General features: G+C 68.1%; 16 protein-coding genes. 9 read left to right on the top strand and 7 right to left on the bottom strand.

Going from position 1 to position 15,408, the window contains the following annotated elements; all coding sequences use genetic code 11:
• Nucleotides 1–11 precede the first annotated feature (11 nt).
• The 7 genes from fumC to FHR90_RS12635 form a co-directional block, all read right to left on the bottom strand.
• Nucleotides 12–1,469, bottom strand: a complete 1,458-nt coding sequence (fumC, locus tag FHR90_RS12665; protein WP_176622213.1) for a class II fumarate hydratase — start codon at nucleotides 1,467–1,469, stop codon at nucleotides 12–14.
• 29 nt (nucleotides 1,470–1,498) lie between these two features.
• The gene (locus FHR90_RS12660) at nucleotides 1,499–1,885 is read right to left on the bottom strand and encodes a tautomerase family protein (protein ID WP_176622215.1); all 387 of its coding nucleotides are present in this window, start codon (nucleotides 1,883–1,885) and stop codon (nucleotides 1,499–1,501) included.
• Between the two features lie 16 nt (nucleotides 1,886–1,901).
• Entirely contained in the window at nucleotides 1,902–3,641 is a 1,740-nt protein-coding gene (poxB, locus tag FHR90_RS12655; protein ID WP_176622217.1) for a ubiquinone-dependent pyruvate dehydrogenase, read from the bottom strand.
• The gene (gene mqo, locus FHR90_RS12650) at nucleotides 3,638–5,146 is read right to left on the bottom strand and encodes a malate dehydrogenase (quinone) (RefSeq protein ID WP_176622219.1); all 1,509 of its coding nucleotides are present in this window, start codon (nucleotides 5,144–5,146) and stop codon (nucleotides 3,638–3,640) included. The genes poxB and mqo overlap by 4 nt, the downstream gene beginning before the upstream one ends.
• Nucleotides 5,147–5,187: 41 nt before the next feature.
• The gene (locus tag FHR90_RS12645; RefSeq protein ID WP_176622221.1) at nucleotides 5,188–5,571 is read right to left on the bottom strand and encodes a cupin domain-containing protein; all 384 of its coding nucleotides are present in this window, start codon (nucleotides 5,569–5,571) and stop codon (nucleotides 5,188–5,190) included.
• Between the two features lie 105 nt (nucleotides 5,572–5,676).
• Complete coding sequence (locus tag FHR90_RS12640; RefSeq protein ID WP_176622223.1) at nucleotides 5,677–6,570, bottom strand: helix-turn-helix transcriptional regulator; 894 nt, start codon at nucleotides 6,568–6,570, stop codon at nucleotides 5,677–5,679.
• Nucleotides 6,563–8,593, bottom strand: coding sequence for an AsmA family protein (locus FHR90_RS12635; protein ID WP_183275339.1), 2,031 nt, complete (start codon nucleotides 8,591–8,593; stop codon nucleotides 6,563–6,565). The genes FHR90_RS12640 and FHR90_RS12635 overlap by 8 nt, the downstream gene beginning before the upstream one ends.
• A gap of 132 nt (nucleotides 8,594–8,725) precedes the next feature.
• Between FHR90_RS12635 and FHR90_RS12630 the strand changes: the two genes are divergently transcribed.
• The 9 genes from FHR90_RS12630 to tenA all read left to right on the top strand — a co-directional run bounded on the left by FHR90_RS12630 (nucleotide 8,726) and on the right by tenA (nucleotide 15,355).
• Nucleotides 8,726–9,313 carry a DUF4142 domain-containing protein gene (locus tag FHR90_RS12630; protein ID WP_176622227.1) on the top strand — a complete coding sequence of 196 codons (588 nt, stop codon included), beginning with the start codon at nucleotides 8,726–8,728 and terminating at the stop codon, nucleotides 9,311–9,313.
• Between the two features lie 312 nt (nucleotides 9,314–9,625).
• Nucleotides 9,626–9,952 (top strand): AtpZ/AtpI family protein, encoded by a 327-nt coding sequence (locus tag FHR90_RS12625; protein ID WP_176622234.1) that lies wholly within the window; start codon nucleotides 9,626–9,628, stop codon nucleotides 9,950–9,952.
• A 33-nt stretch (nucleotides 9,953–9,985) separates the two neighbouring features.
• Entirely contained in the window at nucleotides 9,986–10,759 is a 774-nt protein-coding gene (locus tag FHR90_RS12620) for a F0F1 ATP synthase subunit A (protein ID WP_176622229.1), read from the top strand.
• A gap of 55 nt (nucleotides 10,760–10,814) precedes the next feature.
• Complete coding sequence (locus tag FHR90_RS12615) at nucleotides 10,815–11,039, top strand: ATP synthase subunit C family protein (RefSeq protein ID WP_176622232.1); 225 nt, start codon at nucleotides 10,815–10,817, stop codon at nucleotides 11,037–11,039.
• Between the two features lie 14 nt (nucleotides 11,040–11,053).
• Complete coding sequence (locus FHR90_RS12610; RefSeq protein ID WP_246330245.1) at nucleotides 11,054–11,638, top strand: F0F1 ATP synthase subunit B family protein; 585 nt, start codon at nucleotides 11,054–11,056, stop codon at nucleotides 11,636–11,638.
• Nucleotides 11,639–11,652: 14 nt separating this feature from the next.
• Nucleotides 11,653–12,174, top strand: coding sequence for a F0F1 ATP synthase subunit B family protein (locus FHR90_RS12605; RefSeq protein ID WP_183275338.1), 522 nt, complete (start codon nucleotides 11,653–11,655; stop codon nucleotides 12,172–12,174).
• The gene (locus FHR90_RS12600) at nucleotides 12,171–12,920 is read left to right on the top strand and encodes a glycosyltransferase family 2 protein (RefSeq protein WP_183275350.1); all 750 of its coding nucleotides are present in this window, start codon (nucleotides 12,171–12,173) and stop codon (nucleotides 12,918–12,920) included. The genes FHR90_RS12605 and FHR90_RS12600 overlap by 4 nt, the downstream gene beginning before the upstream one ends.
• Nucleotides 12,921–12,980: 60 nt before the next feature.
• A complete protein-coding gene (locus tag FHR90_RS12595; RefSeq protein ID WP_408871436.1) occupies nucleotides 12,981–14,696 on the top strand; it encodes an ArnT family glycosyltransferase in 1,716 nt (571 codons plus the stop codon).
• On the top strand, nucleotides 14,693–15,355 hold the full coding sequence (tenA, locus tag FHR90_RS12590) for a thiaminase II (protein WP_176623991.1): 663 nt from the start codon (nucleotides 14,693–14,695) through the stop codon (nucleotides 15,353–15,355). Before FHR90_RS12595 ends, tenA begins: the two co-directional genes overlap by 4 nt.
• Nucleotides 15,356–15,408 lie beyond the last annotated feature (53 nt).

Here is a 15,408-nt window from a genome sequence, read left to right as displayed (position 1 = left end):
GTCTGCGCGTTCTAGGCGCCGGCGACGCCGTCTCCGATCATCTCCTTCGGCACGATGATGCGGTCGAACTCCGCCTCCGTCACCTTGCCGGATTTCAGCGCCGCCTCGCGCAGGGTGGTGCCGTTCGCCTCGGCGTCCTCGGCGATATGGGCGGCATTCTGGTAGCCGATCACCGGCGACAGCGCGGTGACCAGCATCAGCGTGTTCTCCAGCAGCTCGCCGATCCGTTTCTCGTTGAGCTCGGTGCCCTCGACCGAGTAGGTGCGGAACTTCTCGCAGCCATCGGCGAGGATGGTCGCCGAATGCAGCACATTGTTGATGATGATCGGGCGCATCGCATTGAGCTCGAAATTGCCCTGGCTGCCGGCGAACGCCACTGCGGTGTCGTCGCCGATCACCTGGATGGCAATCATCACCATCGCCTCGCACTGGGTCGGGTTGACCTTGCCGGGCATGATCGACGAGCCGGGTTCGTTGGCCGGCAGTTTCAGCTCTCCGAAGCCGCAGCGTGGGCCGGAGGCCAGCCAGCGCATGTCGTTGGCGATCTTCATCAGTGCCACCGCGGCACCGCGCAGGGCGGCCGAGGCGCGGACCATCGCATCCAGCGAGCCCTGGGCTGCGAACTTGTTGGGCGCGGTCACGAACGGCTTGTTGGTCAGATCGGCGATCTGTGCGGCCACCTTCGTCGAGAACCCGCGTGGCGCGTTCAATCCGGTGCCGACCGCGGTACCGCCGAGGGCAAGTTCGAACAGACCGCTTCGGCTGTGCTCGATCTCGCGGATGCAGTCGCGCAGCTGCGCCGCCCAGCCCGACCACTCCTGACCGACCGAAAGCGGCGTCGCGTCCTCGAGATGGGTGCGCCCGACCTTGACCACCTCCATCCACGCCGCCGCCTTGGTCTCGATCACGCCGGCCAGCCGGCCGAGCTCCGGCAGCAGCCGGTCGTCGATCAGCGTCAGTGTCGCGATGTGCATCGCGGTCGGGAAACTGTCGTTCGACGACTGCCCCATGTTGACGTCGTCATTGGGGCCGATCGGCTGCTGCGAGCCGAGCGTGCCGCCGAGCAACTGGATCGCCCGGTTCGAGAGCACCTCGTTGACGTTCATGTTCGACTGCGTGCCCGAGCCGGTCTGCCAGACATAGAGCGGAAACTCCGCATCGAGCTTGCCGGCGATCGCCTCGTCGGCGGCGCGGATGATGGCATCCGCCTTCCATTGCGGCAGCCGCCCCTCCTCAGCGTTGACCATCGCCGCCGCTTTCTTGACGATTCCGTAGGCGTGATAGACCTCCTTGGGCATGCGGTCGTGGCCGATCGAGAAATGCTGCAGGGAACGCTGCGTCTGCGCCCCCCAGTAGCGATCGGCGGGCACCTCGACATCGCCCATGCTATCGAACTCGCGACGCGAGCCGCCGCCATCGCCAAGTCCGATCGCGATGTCCTGCATGACCGGGTGCGTGTGGTCAGCCATCGATGTGGTCCTTTCCTGCGGCGGTGGGGTCAGCCGGCCTCGGCATACTGGGCCTCGCCATTGCCGAACGACCAGTTCTCCTTCGCCGTCTCGACGAGGTTGACGAAGACGTCCTCGCGTCGCACCCCGAGCCGGGCAAGTCCGTCGGCGATGGCGGCGAACAGCGAGCGCTTCTGCGCCAGCGTGCGGCCGGCATTGAGCGTGATCTGGATCGCGACGAACCCGTCGGTCCGCTCGATGCCGAGATAGTTGCTTCCGTAGACCACCGCCCCCGACGCATGGCCCGCCAGGATCTGGAAGCGGTCGCCTTCCGGCACCCCGATCGCGCGCAGGGCGTCGTAGACCACCTCGCCGAACGTGCCGCGCGCGGTGGCGTCGTGGATGGCGTCGAATGTGTCGATGCGGACGAGCGGCATGGGCGTCGGCTCCGGCTCAGAACAGGGATTTGAGGATGTTGCCGTGCCGGACGAGGTCGATCACCTCGTCGCCACGACCGTTGAGCACGGCGCGCATCGTCCACAGGCCGAACCCCTTGATTTCGGTCGCGGTCAGCTTTGGCGGCATCGCCAGTTCCTGCTTGTTGGTGACCACATCCAGCAGGGCGGGACCGGGATGGGCGAGGATTTCGTCCACCGCCGCCTCGAGCATACCGGGGTCCTCGACCCGCCGGGCATGGATGCCCATCGACGACGCCAGGGCGGCGAAATCGGGATTTTCGAGATCGGTGCCGAACTCCAGAAAGCCGCCGCCCTTCATCTCAAGCGCGACGAAACCGAGTGAGCCGTTGTTATAGACCACCACCTTCACCGGCAGCTTCTGCTGGGCCAGGGTGAGGAAATCGCCCATCAGCATCGAGAATCCTCCATCGCCCGACAGGCTGATCACCTGCCGGCCCGGAAAGGCCGCCTGCGCGCCGATCGCCTGCGGCAGGGCATTGGCCATCGAGCCGTGCGCGAGGCTGCCGAGCATCCGCCGGCGTCCGTTCATCTCGAGGTAGCGCGCGGCCCAGACCGTCACCGTGCCGACGTCGAAGGTGAACACCGCGTCGTCGGCCGCCCGCTCGCTGAGCAGGCGGGTGAGGTATTGCGGGTGGATCGGCGGCTTGCCGGGTGTGCCGGTGGCGAGATCGTCGAGCCCTTCGCGCGCGCGGGCGTAGTGCGCCAGGCTGGTCTTGAGGTGCTCGCCGTTCGAGCGGCGTTCCAGACGCGGCAGCAGGGCGGTGATCGTCGCGCGGACATCGCCGAGCACGCCGAGGCTGATCGGCGCGCGCCGGCCGATGCTCTCCGGACGGATGTCGACCTGGATGATCGTCGCACCCTCGGGAAAGAACTGCCGGTAGGGAAAGTCGGTCCCCAGCATCAGCAGCGTGTCGCACTCCTTCATCGCGTAATAGCCGGAGGAGAAGCCGATCAGCCCGGTCATGCCGACATCGCAGGGATTGTCCCACTCGACATGCTCCTTGCCACCCAGCGCATGCACGACCGGTGCCTGGAGGGTCTCGGCCAGCGCGACCACCTCATCATGCGCGCCCTGGCAGCCGCGTCCGCAGAACAGGGTGATCTTCTGGCCCTTCTCCAGAAGGGCGACCAGCGCATCGAGCGTCGGGGCATCGGGTGTCACCACCGGTGCGGCGAGTGCGAGCCCGGCCGGCTTCGAGATCGCAGCCTCGGCCGGCTGCAGGGCGACATCGCCCGGGATCACCACCACCGAGACGCTGCGGCGGCCGATCGCGCTGCGGATCGCCGTCTCCAGCACGCCAGGCAGCTGCTCGGGATTGGAGACCAGCTCGCAGAAATCGCTGCAGGCGCGGAACAGGTCTTCGGGCTTGGTTTCCTGGAAGTAGTTGCGTCCGATCTCGGCCGACGGGATCTGTGCGGCGATCGCGAGCACAGGCACGCGGGTACGCTGGCAGTCGAACAGCCCGTTGATGAGATGCGTGTTGCCGGGCCCGCATGAACCGGCGCAGACGGCGAGACTGCCGGTGAGCTGCGCCTCGGCGCCGGCGGCGAAGGCGGCCGTTTCCTCGTGACGGACATGGATCCAGTCGATGTCGCCGCGCTCGCGCAGCGATTCGGTGATGCCGTTGAGGCTGTCGCCGACCACACCGTAGATGCGCCTCACCCCGGCGGCGTGAAGGACATCGGTGACGATGTCCGCGGCCCGCCTGCTCATGCGTCGTCTCCGACGGTGTGCAGCCCCAGGACCGGTGCGGTGGCGGCGCGGGTCCTGCGGCAGGCCTCAGCGTCGGTCTTCAGGTCGATGCCCCAGCTCGGGATGATCTGGCGCAGTTTCGGCAGCCAGGCGTCCTCGGTCAGCCGGTCGGCGAAACACGATTGCAGCAGCTCGGTCGCGATGAAGGCGGCCGTGGACGCGCCCGGCGAGGCGCCGAGCAGGGCGACGATCGACTTGTCCTTCGCAGCCAGCAGCTTGGTGCCGAACTGGAGCGTGCCGCCGCCATGACCGTCGGGCTCGATGATCTGCACGCGCTGGCCGGCGACCGCCTCCGACCAGTCCTCGCGCCGGGCATCGGGATAGAAGTGCTGCAAGGTCTCGAACATCGCGTGCGGCGTCTGCACGACCTGTCCGACCAGATATTCCTCGAGCCTGAAGCTGTGCGCGGCGACGTCGAGGAGTGGGCCGAGATTGCCCAGCCGGATCGATCGGAACAGGTCGAGATAGGAGCCTTCCTTGAGGAACTTGGTCGAAAATCCGGCATAGGGACCAAACAGCACCGAGTGCTGGCCATCGACGACGCGCATGTCGAGATGGGGCACCGACATCGGCGGCGAGCCATGGGCGGCCTTGCCGTAGACCTTCACATGATGGCGCCTTGCCACCTCCGGGTTGTCGCACCGCAGCCACACGCCGCTGACCGGGAAGCCCCCATAGCCGTGCGCCTCCGGGATGCCGGACGCCTGGGCAAGGCTGAGCGCGCGTCCGCCGGCACCGAGGAACACGAAACGCGCGAGGGTGACGACGCTGTCGCCGCTGCCACGCGCGGTACTGTGCAGCTGCCAGCCGCCATCGACGCGCTCGAGATCGCGCACCTCATGCAGATAATGCACAGAGCAATCCGGCTGCGCGGTGAGATGGCCGATCATCAGGTGGGTCAGCGTGCCGTAATCGACATCCGCGCCGGTGATCATCCGGGTCGCCGCCACCGGGTGATCGGCCGGTCGCCCCTGCATCACGATCGGTGCCCATTGCGCGATCTCGGCGGGGTCCTCTGTATACTGCATGCCCTGGTAGCAGTGATGCGCGGACATGGCGGCGAAGCGCCGGCGCAGGAAATCGACATCGGCATCGCCGACGACGAAGCTCATGTGCGGGCAGGCACGGATGAAAGCCGCCGGATCGGCGATCGCGCCGCTCTGCACGAGATAGGCCCAGAGCTGCCGCGACAGGTCGAACTCGACATTGACCTCGAGCGCCTTCGAGATGTCGATCGAGCCGTCCGCGGCCTCGGGCGTATAGTTCATCTCGCAGTTCGCCGCGTGCCCGGTGCCGGCATTGTTCCAGCCCTGCGAGCTTTCGAGCGCGCAGTCATCGAGCCGCTCGAAGATGGCGATGCGCAGTGACGGATCGAGCGCCTTGAGCAGCGTCGCCGCTGTCGCGCTCATGATTCCCGCGCCGACCAGCGCGATGTCGACGGTATCCGGCGCGGCGCTCGTGGCCATGTCGGGTTGCCTCCTCTGTCTTGGTGTGTGCTGGCGTTGCGTCAGCGTGTGGCGGTGAAGCCGGCTTCGGCCCCTTCGGGCAGGATCACGTAGGCGCGTCGCCACGGGTCGTCGCCGATCAGCTTCCAGACATGGCCGCTGCCGGTGGTGTCCTCGGCCAGCAGCACATCGCCGGGCCGGATCACGAAGCTCGATCCGTCGCGGGTGGTGAACACCAGCGTGCCGCCGAGGGTGAGGACGAGCTGATGGGTCGGCGCGTCGTGCCATTCGAGGGCCTGGTCCGGGCGGGTCTCGCGAAACGAGATCGAACTGGCGGGAAAGGTCCGTCCGATCGCATCGCCGTCATGGCCGCCGGGCAGGGCGAGATGTCCTTCCTCGAAGGAGCTGTCACCCGCCTCGTTCGTCCAGATCCTCACGCAGCGCATCCGCAGTCCTTTCCGGCGGCCATGGTTCGGCCAGGTCGTGGATGCGGCGCCGCCGGCCCTTGTGGGCCGCCTCGCTCACCGCCTCGCTGGCGCATGGCTGAAACATCACAGGATGGTGTTGGTCGCCGGGGCGCGTGGGATTCCAGCAAGATCGTTCTCTGGCAGCCCGGTTCCGAACGTCGCCTCCGCCATCAGGCGCCACCGCGCCGGCGTTACGCCGAAGATGCGGCGCATGTGGCGGGCGAGATGGCTGCCATCTCGGAAGCCGTTGCCCGTGGCGATCTCGGCGATAGGCTGTCCGGTCCGCAGCAACTGGTCCATTGCCCGCGAGATCCGGCGTCGCAGCACGTAGCTCCATGGCGTCTCGCCGGTCACGCGCCTGAATTCGCGGCTGAAATGATAGGGGCTCAGCGCCGCCGCCGAGGCGAGGCGCTCGATGCTCAGTCCGGCCGGGTCGGCGGCGACGAGATCGTACACCCGTCGCAGGCGCGTCATGGTGAGACCGCCCGTACGGGTCTGCAGCACCTTGCCGCTACGCTCGATGAGCATGTCGACGAGCTCGGTCTCCACCAGGTCCGGCTCGCAGTCGTGCGACGCCGACGCGACGGCCAGCGCCAGCAGTCGCGGACGCACCGCGCCCTCCGTGTCGGCCAGGTGAGCGACGTCGACATCGAGTTCGTGGTCGCGCGAAGCGATCGCGGCGAGGCGCTCCAGTGGCAGGCGGAACTGGAACACGCCCACCTGGCCATGGGCGATGATCCGGGTCGCGCTGCCGGGCACGTCGACGAAGACCTTTCCGACCTGTGGCCGCAGCACCTGCACCCGCCCCTGCCTGATCCGTTCGAGATGATAGGATTCGGTGGCGTGCACGGTGATGCCGATCGCGCGCTCGCGGTCGATCACCCCGTCGGCGTGGTCGAACCGCAGGCGCTGGAATGCACTCGCCGGCCGATACGGGGGTGGCAGCGCCCCTGCCGCGGCGCCACCACCGTCAGCCATGTCGGTGGTGGCGGCCTGCGGGTATCGGTTTCGCGGCCGGAGCCTGTTTCGTCTCCTGCAGGGCCTCGGTGCAGGCGCCCTCGCCGACGCCGAACTGCACCATCGGCAGCAGGGCGAGGGGCGGCAGCACGATGCCGAGCCCGGTCGCAGCGGCTGCCCGGCCGACGATCTCCGCGCCGGGCCGGATCGAGGGGCCGTCGAGCGGACCGGTGATGTTCACCGGGCCGGGCAGCGAGCCGACGGTGAAGTGGCTCGATCGCGTGGTCAGGGAGTAGTCGATGGTTTGCGCCTTCAGGTTGATCGTGCCCTGACCGATCGTGCGCGCCTCCGACGATTGCAGCAAGAAGGTCTTGGTCGACAGGATGCCGTCGCGCAGCGGCATGTCGGCGATGAAGCAGCGCAGGTCGGCGCGCTCCGGTACGCCGAGGGCGGAGAGGATCGCCGGCCCGATCTCCAGGCCGGCGATGTCGTGCAGCAGGGCGGAGATGTCGCCGTGCCCGTCGACGATCAGGGTGATGCCGCCATTGCCGTTGCCGAGCATGGTGGCGACCGAGTTGCCGGTCGTGGTCAGGTCCGCTTGGCCGCCGAGATGGCCGTCGCCGTTGAACATATGGGTGGCGCGCATCAGCCGCGAGATGTCGACCTTCTGGAAGGCGATGCGCGCGGTGGTGGCGAATTCGTGCCCGCGCGGCTGGAGGTCGAATCGGCTCTGGATCTGGCCCTTGCCGACCGCGAAGTTGAGCGGGTCGAGCCGGATGCGCCCGTCATGCAGGTCGAGCACCGCGACGATGCTGTCGAGCGGCATCGAATAGCCCTCGATATGCGCGCCGCGATAGGCGACATGGGCGTTGAGCGAGCGGATTGCCGGCACGTTGAAGGTCTGGTCGGGCAGGACTCCCTTGTTCTTGTGCGGCACCTTCGCCCCGCCGCCGGGGTCGCCGCCGATGAAGCCGGCGAGGTCGGTGAGGTCGACATTCTTCGAGTTCAGGTCGGCATCGAGGTCGGGCACCTTGCCGTGCGGATCGACGCTGATGCGCCCGTTGAGGTCGGAATGGCCGACGCGGCCGTGCATGTCGTCGAACACGATATGCGACTTGCGGTAATCGAGGTTGCCGGTCACCGAATAGGCCGGGGTGTGCGGGATGGCGATGCCGGTCAGCGGCAGCAGCAGCGCCATGTCGGGGCCGGAGAAGGCCAGCTTCAGCTTCGCGCCGGCGAAGGCCATCGGGTCGTCGACGGTGCCGTCGAGGCTGGCATGGGTGGGTCCGTTGGCGATCTTCAGATCGAGCGGATAGGGGTTGTCATGGTCCTGCAGGCTCAGCAGACTGCCGCCGGAGAAGCGCACGCTGATCGGCTGCTTCGCGTACGTGCCGTCGGCGTCCAGCAGCAGCCGCGCGGCATGCGGGTCGTCCTCGTGGACGGTGTGGAACTTCGCCTTGATGTTAGCCTTGAATTTCGGCGCGATGACGCTGCCGGTGCCGTCATCGATGCGCAGCGCGCCGATCTTCGGCGGCGGCGACGACGAGGCGGGCGCGCCGGGCTTCTTCGCCAGCCCCGGAAAGCCCCAGTTGTTGCTGCCATCCGCCTTGCCGCGCGCCGCGAACTCGGGATGGTCCAGCGCGATCTCGGGGATCACGATGCCCTGACCGTGCAGCCAGGCCAGCGGCAGCAGCGAGACGGTGAGATGCTCGATCTTCGCCAGCGGCGGATCGGCGTCGAACCCATCCGGGTTGGCGATCTCGACATCGTCGGCAACGAAGGTGGTGGTGCGGCCGAGATGGCCGTGCAGATGCGCGATCGACACCTTGCGGCCGAGTGCGGCCGAGGCGCGGGCATCGATCAGCGGGATCAGCCAGTCCCAGCGGAACAGCAGCGCCAGCACCACCAGCAGCAGCACGATCGCGCCGGTCACGATCCCGGCAATGCGCCAGCCGCGTCGGCGGCGCTTCGGGCGGTCCGGAGGCGGCGCTGTCGCAGGCGTCGGGGGGGGCGTGTCCGCTGCGATCGTGTCGGGCTCGGTCATTGTCGGCCAACGCCGCGCCATCGTTGCGGGTTGCCCCGTGTGCAGGGCCGCTGCCCGCAACGGGCGCGCAACGTCGTCAGGGCAGCCGCGTTGGGGTGCGGGATACGGGCATTCCGCCCGGAGGAGACATCCATGCATCGTTTTGCCAGAAATGGCCTCGCCGTCGGCAGCCTCGCCCTCGCCCTGCCGCTGCTCGCCGCCTGTGCCGACAAGCCGGCGCCGACGGTCTCCGTGCCCGTCGCCCCGCCGGCTCTCGCCGCGTCCGACGCCACCTTCGTACAGACCGCCGCCCAGGGCAGCATGACCGAGATCCAGGCGGGCCAGCTCGCCCAGACCAAGGCGAAGTCGCCGAAGGTCAAGGCCTTCGCGACCCAGATGGTCACCGACCACACGGCCAATTTCGACCAGCTCAAGCAGGTCGTCGCCAACAAGGGCGTGACCCTGCCGACCGATGTGTCGGACCAGCAGAAGACGGCGCTCACCCAGCTCCAGGGCGAGACCGGTCGCGCGTTCGACAAGGACTATGTCGCCGACATGGTCGCCGGGCATGAGGCGATGCTGGAGGCCTTCCAGAGCGAGGCGCAGACCGGCGCCGATGCCGATCTGAAGAAATACGCTTCCGACACCATCCCGGCGATCCAGCAGCATCTCGCCGAGGCGAAGAAGCTTCAGGGGCCGCCGATGGGCACGCACTACGGCCATCACCATCACGCCAAATAGGCCGTTCGGTCATGCCGCGGGGGTACGTGTCGCCCCCGAATCGGCTTCGCTTCGGACCGCTCGCGGAGACCCGCGGGTGGTTCGTTTCGTCTCGGCAGGCACGGTGGCGCCGCAGCCAGCAACTAGGCGAGTAGCGCCGCCGTCCTGTCCGTCTGGCTGGACCAGGACCGTCCTTTGGCTGTCGCCTCATGTTGCACGCGCGCCAGATCGTGTTCTGAACCTGTGACAGTGGCGGGAGATTAGTCAGGCTACATTCTTGACAGCATGAAACAGCGTCGGTAGTCACCCGTTGCGCCTGTAGATCGGGTGTCGATGATGGATGATAGGGTAGGCAACGCAGGTCACGAGCCGGCTCGTGCCGATTTCGAACGCCGCCTCGCCTCGGCCAGAGCGCAGCAGGGTCTCGACCCGGCGCCCGGTCCAGCGCAGGGGGATGCCGGAACCGGCCAGGGTATTGGACTGGCTCTGCGTCTTGCGGCCGAACTGGTTGCCGGACTGGTTGCGGGGCTCGCAATCGGTTGGGGGCTCGACCGGTGGCTGCATACCCGCCCGATTTTCATCATCGTGTTCGTGATCCTCGGCTTCGCGGCTGGTATCGTGAACGTGATGCGGATCATGGCTCCGCCGCGCCGCACATAAGGCGTGGGGGGTCGCTCGGGAAGGAACAGCCAGTTGGCCGCCGAAAAGCACTCGATCGACGCGCTGGGCCAGTTCGTCCTGTATCCCGTTTTCGGCAATGTCGGCCGTTCGCTGCATATCGCACAGTCCAATGTGCTGATGGCGATCGCCGCGATCCTGATCCTCGGCCTGCTCTACCTGGGCATGCGCCCGCGGGCGGTGGTGCCGGGCCGGCTCCAGGCCGCGGCCGAGCTGCTGTATGAATTCGTCTACAACATGGTCGACGACCAGCTCGGCAGGAAGGCGCATGCCTACTTCCCGTTCGTGTTCGCCCTGTTCTGCTTCATCCTGTTCGGCAATTATCTCGGCCTGATCCCCGGCTCCTTCACCTATACCAGCCACATCGCGGTGACGCTGACGCTGGCGCTGGTGGTGTTCGTCCTCGGCCTGATCGTGTCGCTGCGGGTGCAGGGACTGCATTTCTTTGCCCATTTCCTGCCCGAGGGCTCGCCGATCTTCCTTGCGCCACTGCTGGTGCCGATCGAGATCATCTCGTATCTCTCGCGCCCGATCAGCCTGTCGATCCGACTGTTCGCCAATATGGTCGCCGGCCACGTGCTGTTCGAGGTGTTCGCTGCCTTCACCATCATGCTCGGCTCGCTCGGCGTGATCGGCAAGTTCATCGCCGTCGCCCCGGTGGCGGTGAACGTGGCGATGTTCGCCCTCGAACTGCTGGTGGGCGCGCTCCAGGCCTACGTGTTCGCCATCCTGACCTGCATCTACCTGCGCGAAGCCGCGGTGGAGACGCATGACGAGGCGCTCGTCTGAGCGTCCCGCCGCAGTTTTGCTCGTTCAACCCTTTCTCGCCTGAAGGAATACTCTGATGGATGTTGTTGCCGCCAAGCAGATCGGTGCCGGTCTCGCCGCGATCGCCCTCGCCGGCGCCGGTGTCGGTATCGGCAGCGTGTTCGCCTCCCTGGTCGCCACCATCGGCCGCAACCCGGCCTCGCGCCCGCATGTCTTCACCCTCGGCATGCTCGGCTTCGCGCTGACCGAGGCGACGGGCCTGTTCGCGCTGCTGATCGCCTTCCTGATCCTGTTCGCCTGATCGGACCCGTCCCGATGCGTCTTCCCCTCCTCGCGGCGATCATGACGGCAGCCGGGGCGATCGCCCTCGGCGCTGCCACGCCCGCCTTCGCGGTGGGGATGCCGCAGCTCGACGCCTCCAACCCGCTGCTCTGGTGGCAGCTGGTCTGGGGGGCGGTGATCTTCGTCGTCCTCTATGTGCTGCTGAGTCGTTCGGCGCTGCCGAAGGTCGCGGGCGTGCTGGCCACCCGCGCCGCCCGCATCGAAAGCGACCTCGACGCCGCCCGCGATGCCAAGCGCGAGGCCGACGAGGCCGGCCGCACCATGCATGAGGAGCGTCGCCGCGCCGCAGCCGAGGCGCAGGATCTGGTGGCAAAGACCGTCGCCGAGGCCCGCGAATCTGCCGCAGCCACGCTGCGCGAACTGAACGCGAAGCTCGACGCCGAAGCGGACGCCGCGGAGGCCCGTCTCGCCGCCGCGCGCGACGCCGCTCTCGCCAGCCTGCCCGGCGTCGCCGTCTCGACCGCGACCGCGCTAGTCGAGAAACTCACCGGCCGCGCGCCGGAGCCTGCCCGCATCGAGAGCGCGGTGTCGGCGCATCTGCCGTCCAAGGCCGCCTGAAGGAGCCCGCCGCCATGACCGAAGAGCCCGGCTTCTTCTCCGCCCACAACCCGCTGCTGTGGTACACGATCGCCTTCGTGCTGTTCTTCGGCATCTTCGGACCGAAGCTGTGGGCCGCGATCGCCGCCGCCCTCGACGGGCGTGCGGCGTCCGTGCGCAGCCAGCTCGACGAGGCCTCGCGCCTGCGCCGTGAGGCGGAAGCGCTGCTCGCCGAAGCCCGCCGCGCCCACGCACAGGCCATGGACGACGCTCGCGCCACCCTCGAAGGGGCGAAGAACGAGGCCGCTCAGATTGCCGAGGCCGCGCGTCGCGACGCCGAGGCCACCGCGCGTCGCCGCGAACGCATGGCGCATGACCGCATCGCTGCCGCCGAGCGCGCCGCGGTCGACGACATCCGCCATGCAGCCGCTACTATCGCCGCCGATGCCGCCCGTGGCGTGATCTCCGAGACCCACGGTGCCGCCGAGGATGCCGATCTGGTGGATCGCGCCATCGCCGGCCTGCCGGCCGCCCTGTCGGGGCGTCAGGCCGCCTGATCTTGGCCCCGCTCCGACTGGCGATCGTCGGCGCCGTCCTCAACGAGGCCGACAATATCGGCCCGGTCTGCGACGAGATCGCCGCGACGATGCGCGGCTTCGGCCCGTTCGAGGTGATCTTCACCGACGATGGCAGCACCGACGGCACGCTGGCCGCACTCGAGGCCGCCCGCGCCCGCCTGCCCGAACTGCGCATCATCAGCCATGGCGAGCGCTGCGGGAAATCCGCCGCCCTGCGCAGCGCCATCGCCGCCTCACGGGCCGAATGGATCGGCACCATGGATGGCGACGGCCAGGACGACCCGGCCGACATCCTGCGCATGCTCGCCGCCGCCGAGGCGTGGTGCACCGCCCATCCCGGCGCACCCGCGCCGCTGGTTGCCGGCGTGCGTGGCCGCCGCCGGCGCGACACGGTCTCGAAGCGCATCGCGACAAAATTCGCCAACGGCCTGCGCCGCAAGCTGCTCGGCGACGGCGCGCCTGATACCGGCTGTCCGCTGAAACTGTTCCGGCGCGAGGATTTCCTTGCCCTGCCGTGCTTCGAAGGCCTGCACCGGTTCCTGCCGGCGCTGTTCCAGCACTATCACCACGCGCTGATCAATCTCGACGTCGGCAATCGGCCGCGCCTGTCGGGCAGTTCGAAATACAACAACCTCAACCGCGCCCTGGTCGGTCTCTACGACATGACCGGGGTGATCTGGCTACGGCGTCGTACCCGCGTTCCGCGCGCTCCGCGCGAGGTATAGGCGTTTTTTCTTGAAAGAAAGAACCAAAGAACTTTCGATTGTCTGGCCTCGGAGCTGCGTGTGGCGATAAGCCCAACGGATCAAAGTCTTTTTGCTTCTTTTTCTTCAGAAAAAGAAGGTCTCGGCCTGCGGCGCTGGATCGCGCTCGCGCTCTTCGCCTTCCTGATCTACCTCCCCGGCCGTGCCTCCCTGCCGCCGCTCGATCGCGACGAGAGCCGCTACATGGAGGCGACCGCGCAGATGCTGCACACCGGCAACTACGTCGACGTGCGCTTCCAGGACCAGCCGCGCTATCTCCAGCCGGCCGGCATCTACTGGCTCGAGGCGCTGGCCGCCGATCTCTCCGACGGACGCACCTCCCGCAGCGCCTGGGCCTACCGGATCCCCTCGCTGCTGGCGGCGACCGCCAATGTCCTGCTCACCGCCGCCATCGGGGCGGCGCTGTTCGGTGCGGATGTCGGGCTGGCGGGGGCGGCGATGTTCGCGCTCGCGGTGCTGGTCACTGCGGAAGCGCGCATGGCGACGATCGACACCACGCTGCTGCTCGCGGTCCTGCTGGCGATGTGGTCCGCGATCCGGGCGCGTCTCGATGCCGAGCGTGGTCGCCCGACCTCTCCGGCGGTCGCCGCGCTGTACTGGGTCGCGCTGGGCTGCGGGCTGATGTTCAAGGGCCCGGTGGTGCTGATCCCCGGCTGGGGGATGCCGATCGCACTCGCCGCGATCGAGCGCAGCACCGGCTGGTGGCGGCGTTTGCGCCCGCTCTGGGGCATCCCCCTGATGCTGCTGATCGTGGTGCCCTGGTGTGTGGCGATCTGGATCGTCAGCCACGGGACGTTCTTCGAGCGCGCGGTCGGCACCAATTTCCTCGGCAAGGTCGCCTCCGGCCAGCAGGCGCATGGCCTGCCGCCCGGATTCCATCTGGTGGTGTTCCTGCTCGCCTTCTGGCCGGGCTCGTTCTTCGCCATGCGCGCGCTGCCGTGGGTGATCGGACAGCGACGCAGCCTGCAGGTGCGGCTGCTGGCCTGCTGGATCGTGCCGCACTGGCTGGTGTTCGAGGCGATCGCGACCAAGCTGCCGCATTACGTGCTGCCGACCTATCCGGCGATCGCGCTGCTGGCGGCCGCCTCCCTGCTGCGGGGCGGTCCTGTCGCCGCGTTCGGCGCGCGTGGCTGGTGGCGTGGCTGGCTGGGGGTCTATGGCGCGCTGTGGCTGCTGGCCGGTCTCGCCCTCGCCCTCGCCGGACCGCTGCTGCTGTGGTTCGTCCAGCATGAGGTCCGCGTGCTGCCGATCGTCACCGGGGCGCTGGCCGGGCTTGCAGTGCTGTCCGGCGCCGTCCTCGTCGCCCGCGGGCAGGCCCTGCGCGGTCTCGTGGCGACGGGCGCCGGCGCGCTGGTCGCCTATCTCGGCATCTTCGCCGCCGTAATCCAGAACCTGACCACGATCTGGCTTAGCCCGCGTATCGCGCTGGCCTTCGACCAGGTTCGTCCCTGCGCCGACAGCGTGCTGGCCTCGACTTCGTTCAGCGAGCCGTCGCTGGTCTTCGCCGTCGGACAGGACACCAGGCTCGTCGATGCGGCCGGTGCCGCCGCCTTCCTCGCCACCGACCGGCGTTGTGGTGTCGCCCTCGTCGGCACCCGCGATCAGCCGGCCTTCGAACACGCCCTCGCCGATCGCGGCCTTACCGTCCGCCTGCTGGGCCGCGTGCAGGGCGTGAATTACTCCAACGGCCGCCACCTCGATCTCGGCTTCTTCGCCGTCGCAGGAGAGACACCATGAAACCTTGGGAACGCGGCCTGTTCGGCCGCCTGCGCCACGATGCGAGCGTGGTCTGGAAGAGCTATATCGACGCGCCGTTCGTCCGCGCGCTCGGCGATGGCAGCCTGCCGCGCGAGGATTTCCGCGCCTATCTGGTGCAGGACTACCTCTATCTGAATCACTTTGCCCGCGCCTACGCGCTCGCCGCCTACAAGGCGCCCGACCTCGCCGGCATGCGCCGCGCCGCCCGCTCGATGAGCACCATCGTCGATGTCGAGGCGGCGCTGCACGTCTCGCTCTGCGCCGAATGGGGCATGACCGAGGCCGAGATGGCCGCCACCCCGGAGACACTGGCCACCCTGGCCTACACCCGCTTCCTCATCGAGCGTGGCCTGTCGGGCGACGCGCTCGACCTGATGGTGGCGATGAGCGCCTGCGTGATGGGCTATGCCGAGATCGGCGACCGCCTGCGCGAGCGCGGCGCGGTCGAGAACCATCCCTATGCGTCCTGGATCAACACCTATGCCGGGTCAGACTACCAGGCGATCGCCGAGGAGGAGGCCGACGCGCTCGATGCGCTTGGCGCGAGGCTCGGGGCGGAGGCGCGCTACGAGATCCTGCTCGCGGAGTTCACCACCGCCTCGCGGCTCGAGGCGGCGTTCTGGACGGGGGCGGCATAGGACCTTCTTTTTCTGAGGAAAAAGAAGCAAAAAGACTTTTGTCCGTTTGAGCC

The sequence above is a fragment of the Endobacter medicaginis genome (assembly GCF_014192375.1).
GTDB lineage: Bacteria > Pseudomonadota > Alphaproteobacteria > Acetobacterales > Acetobacteraceae > Endobacter > Endobacter medicaginis.
This window is presented reverse-complemented; position numbering and strand designations above follow the sequence as displayed.

What these genes read in the sequence shown, in the direction of transcription:
- FHR90_RS12610 (WP_246330245.1), top strand. Translation starts at nt 11,054, where the DNA reads ATGCGTCTTCCCCTCCTCGCGGCGATCATGACGGCAGCCGGGGCGATC.
- FHR90_RS12625 (WP_176622234.1), top strand. Translation starts at nt 9,626, where the DNA reads ATGATGGATGATAGGGTAGGCAACGCAGGTCACGAGCCGGCTCGTGCC.
- FHR90_RS12630 (WP_176622227.1), top strand. Translation starts at nt 8,726, where the DNA reads ATGCATCGTTTTGCCAGAAATGGCCTCGCCGTCGGCAGCCTCGCCCTC.
- tenA (WP_176623991.1), top strand. Translation starts at nt 14,693, where the DNA reads ATGAAACCTTGGGAACGCGGCCTGTTCGGCCGCCTGCGCCACGATGCG.
- mqo (WP_176622219.1), bottom strand. Translation starts at nt 5,146, where the DNA reads ATGGCCACGAGCGCCGCGCCGGATACCGTCGACATCGCGCTGGTCGGC.
- FHR90_RS12645 (WP_176622221.1), bottom strand. Translation starts at nt 5,571, where the DNA reads ATGCGCTGCGTGAGGATCTGGACGAACGAGGCGGGTGACAGCTCCTTC.
- FHR90_RS12660 (WP_176622215.1), bottom strand. Translation starts at nt 1,885, where the DNA reads ATGCCGCTCGTCCGCATCGACACATTCGACGCCATCCACGACGCCACC.
- FHR90_RS12635 (WP_183275339.1), bottom strand. Translation starts at nt 8,593, where the DNA reads ATGACCGAGCCCGACACGATCGCAGCGGACACGCCCCCCCCGACGCCT.
- poxB (WP_176622217.1), bottom strand. Translation starts at nt 3,641, where the DNA reads ATGAGCAGGCGGGCCGCGGACATCGTCACCGATGTCCTTCACGCCGCC.
- FHR90_RS12615 (WP_176622232.1), top strand. Translation starts at nt 10,815, where the DNA reads ATGGATGTTGTTGCCGCCAAGCAGATCGGTGCCGGTCTCGCCGCGATC.
- fumC (WP_176622213.1), bottom strand. Translation starts at nt 1,469, where the DNA reads ATGGCTGACCACACGCACCCGGTCATGCAGGACATCGCGATCGGACTT.
- FHR90_RS12640 (WP_176622223.1), bottom strand. Translation starts at nt 6,570, where the DNA reads ATGGCTGACGGTGGTGGCGCCGCGGCAGGGGCGCTGCCACCCCCGTAT.
- FHR90_RS12605 (WP_183275338.1), top strand. Translation starts at nt 11,653, where the DNA reads ATGACCGAAGAGCCCGGCTTCTTCTCCGCCCACAACCCGCTGCTGTGG.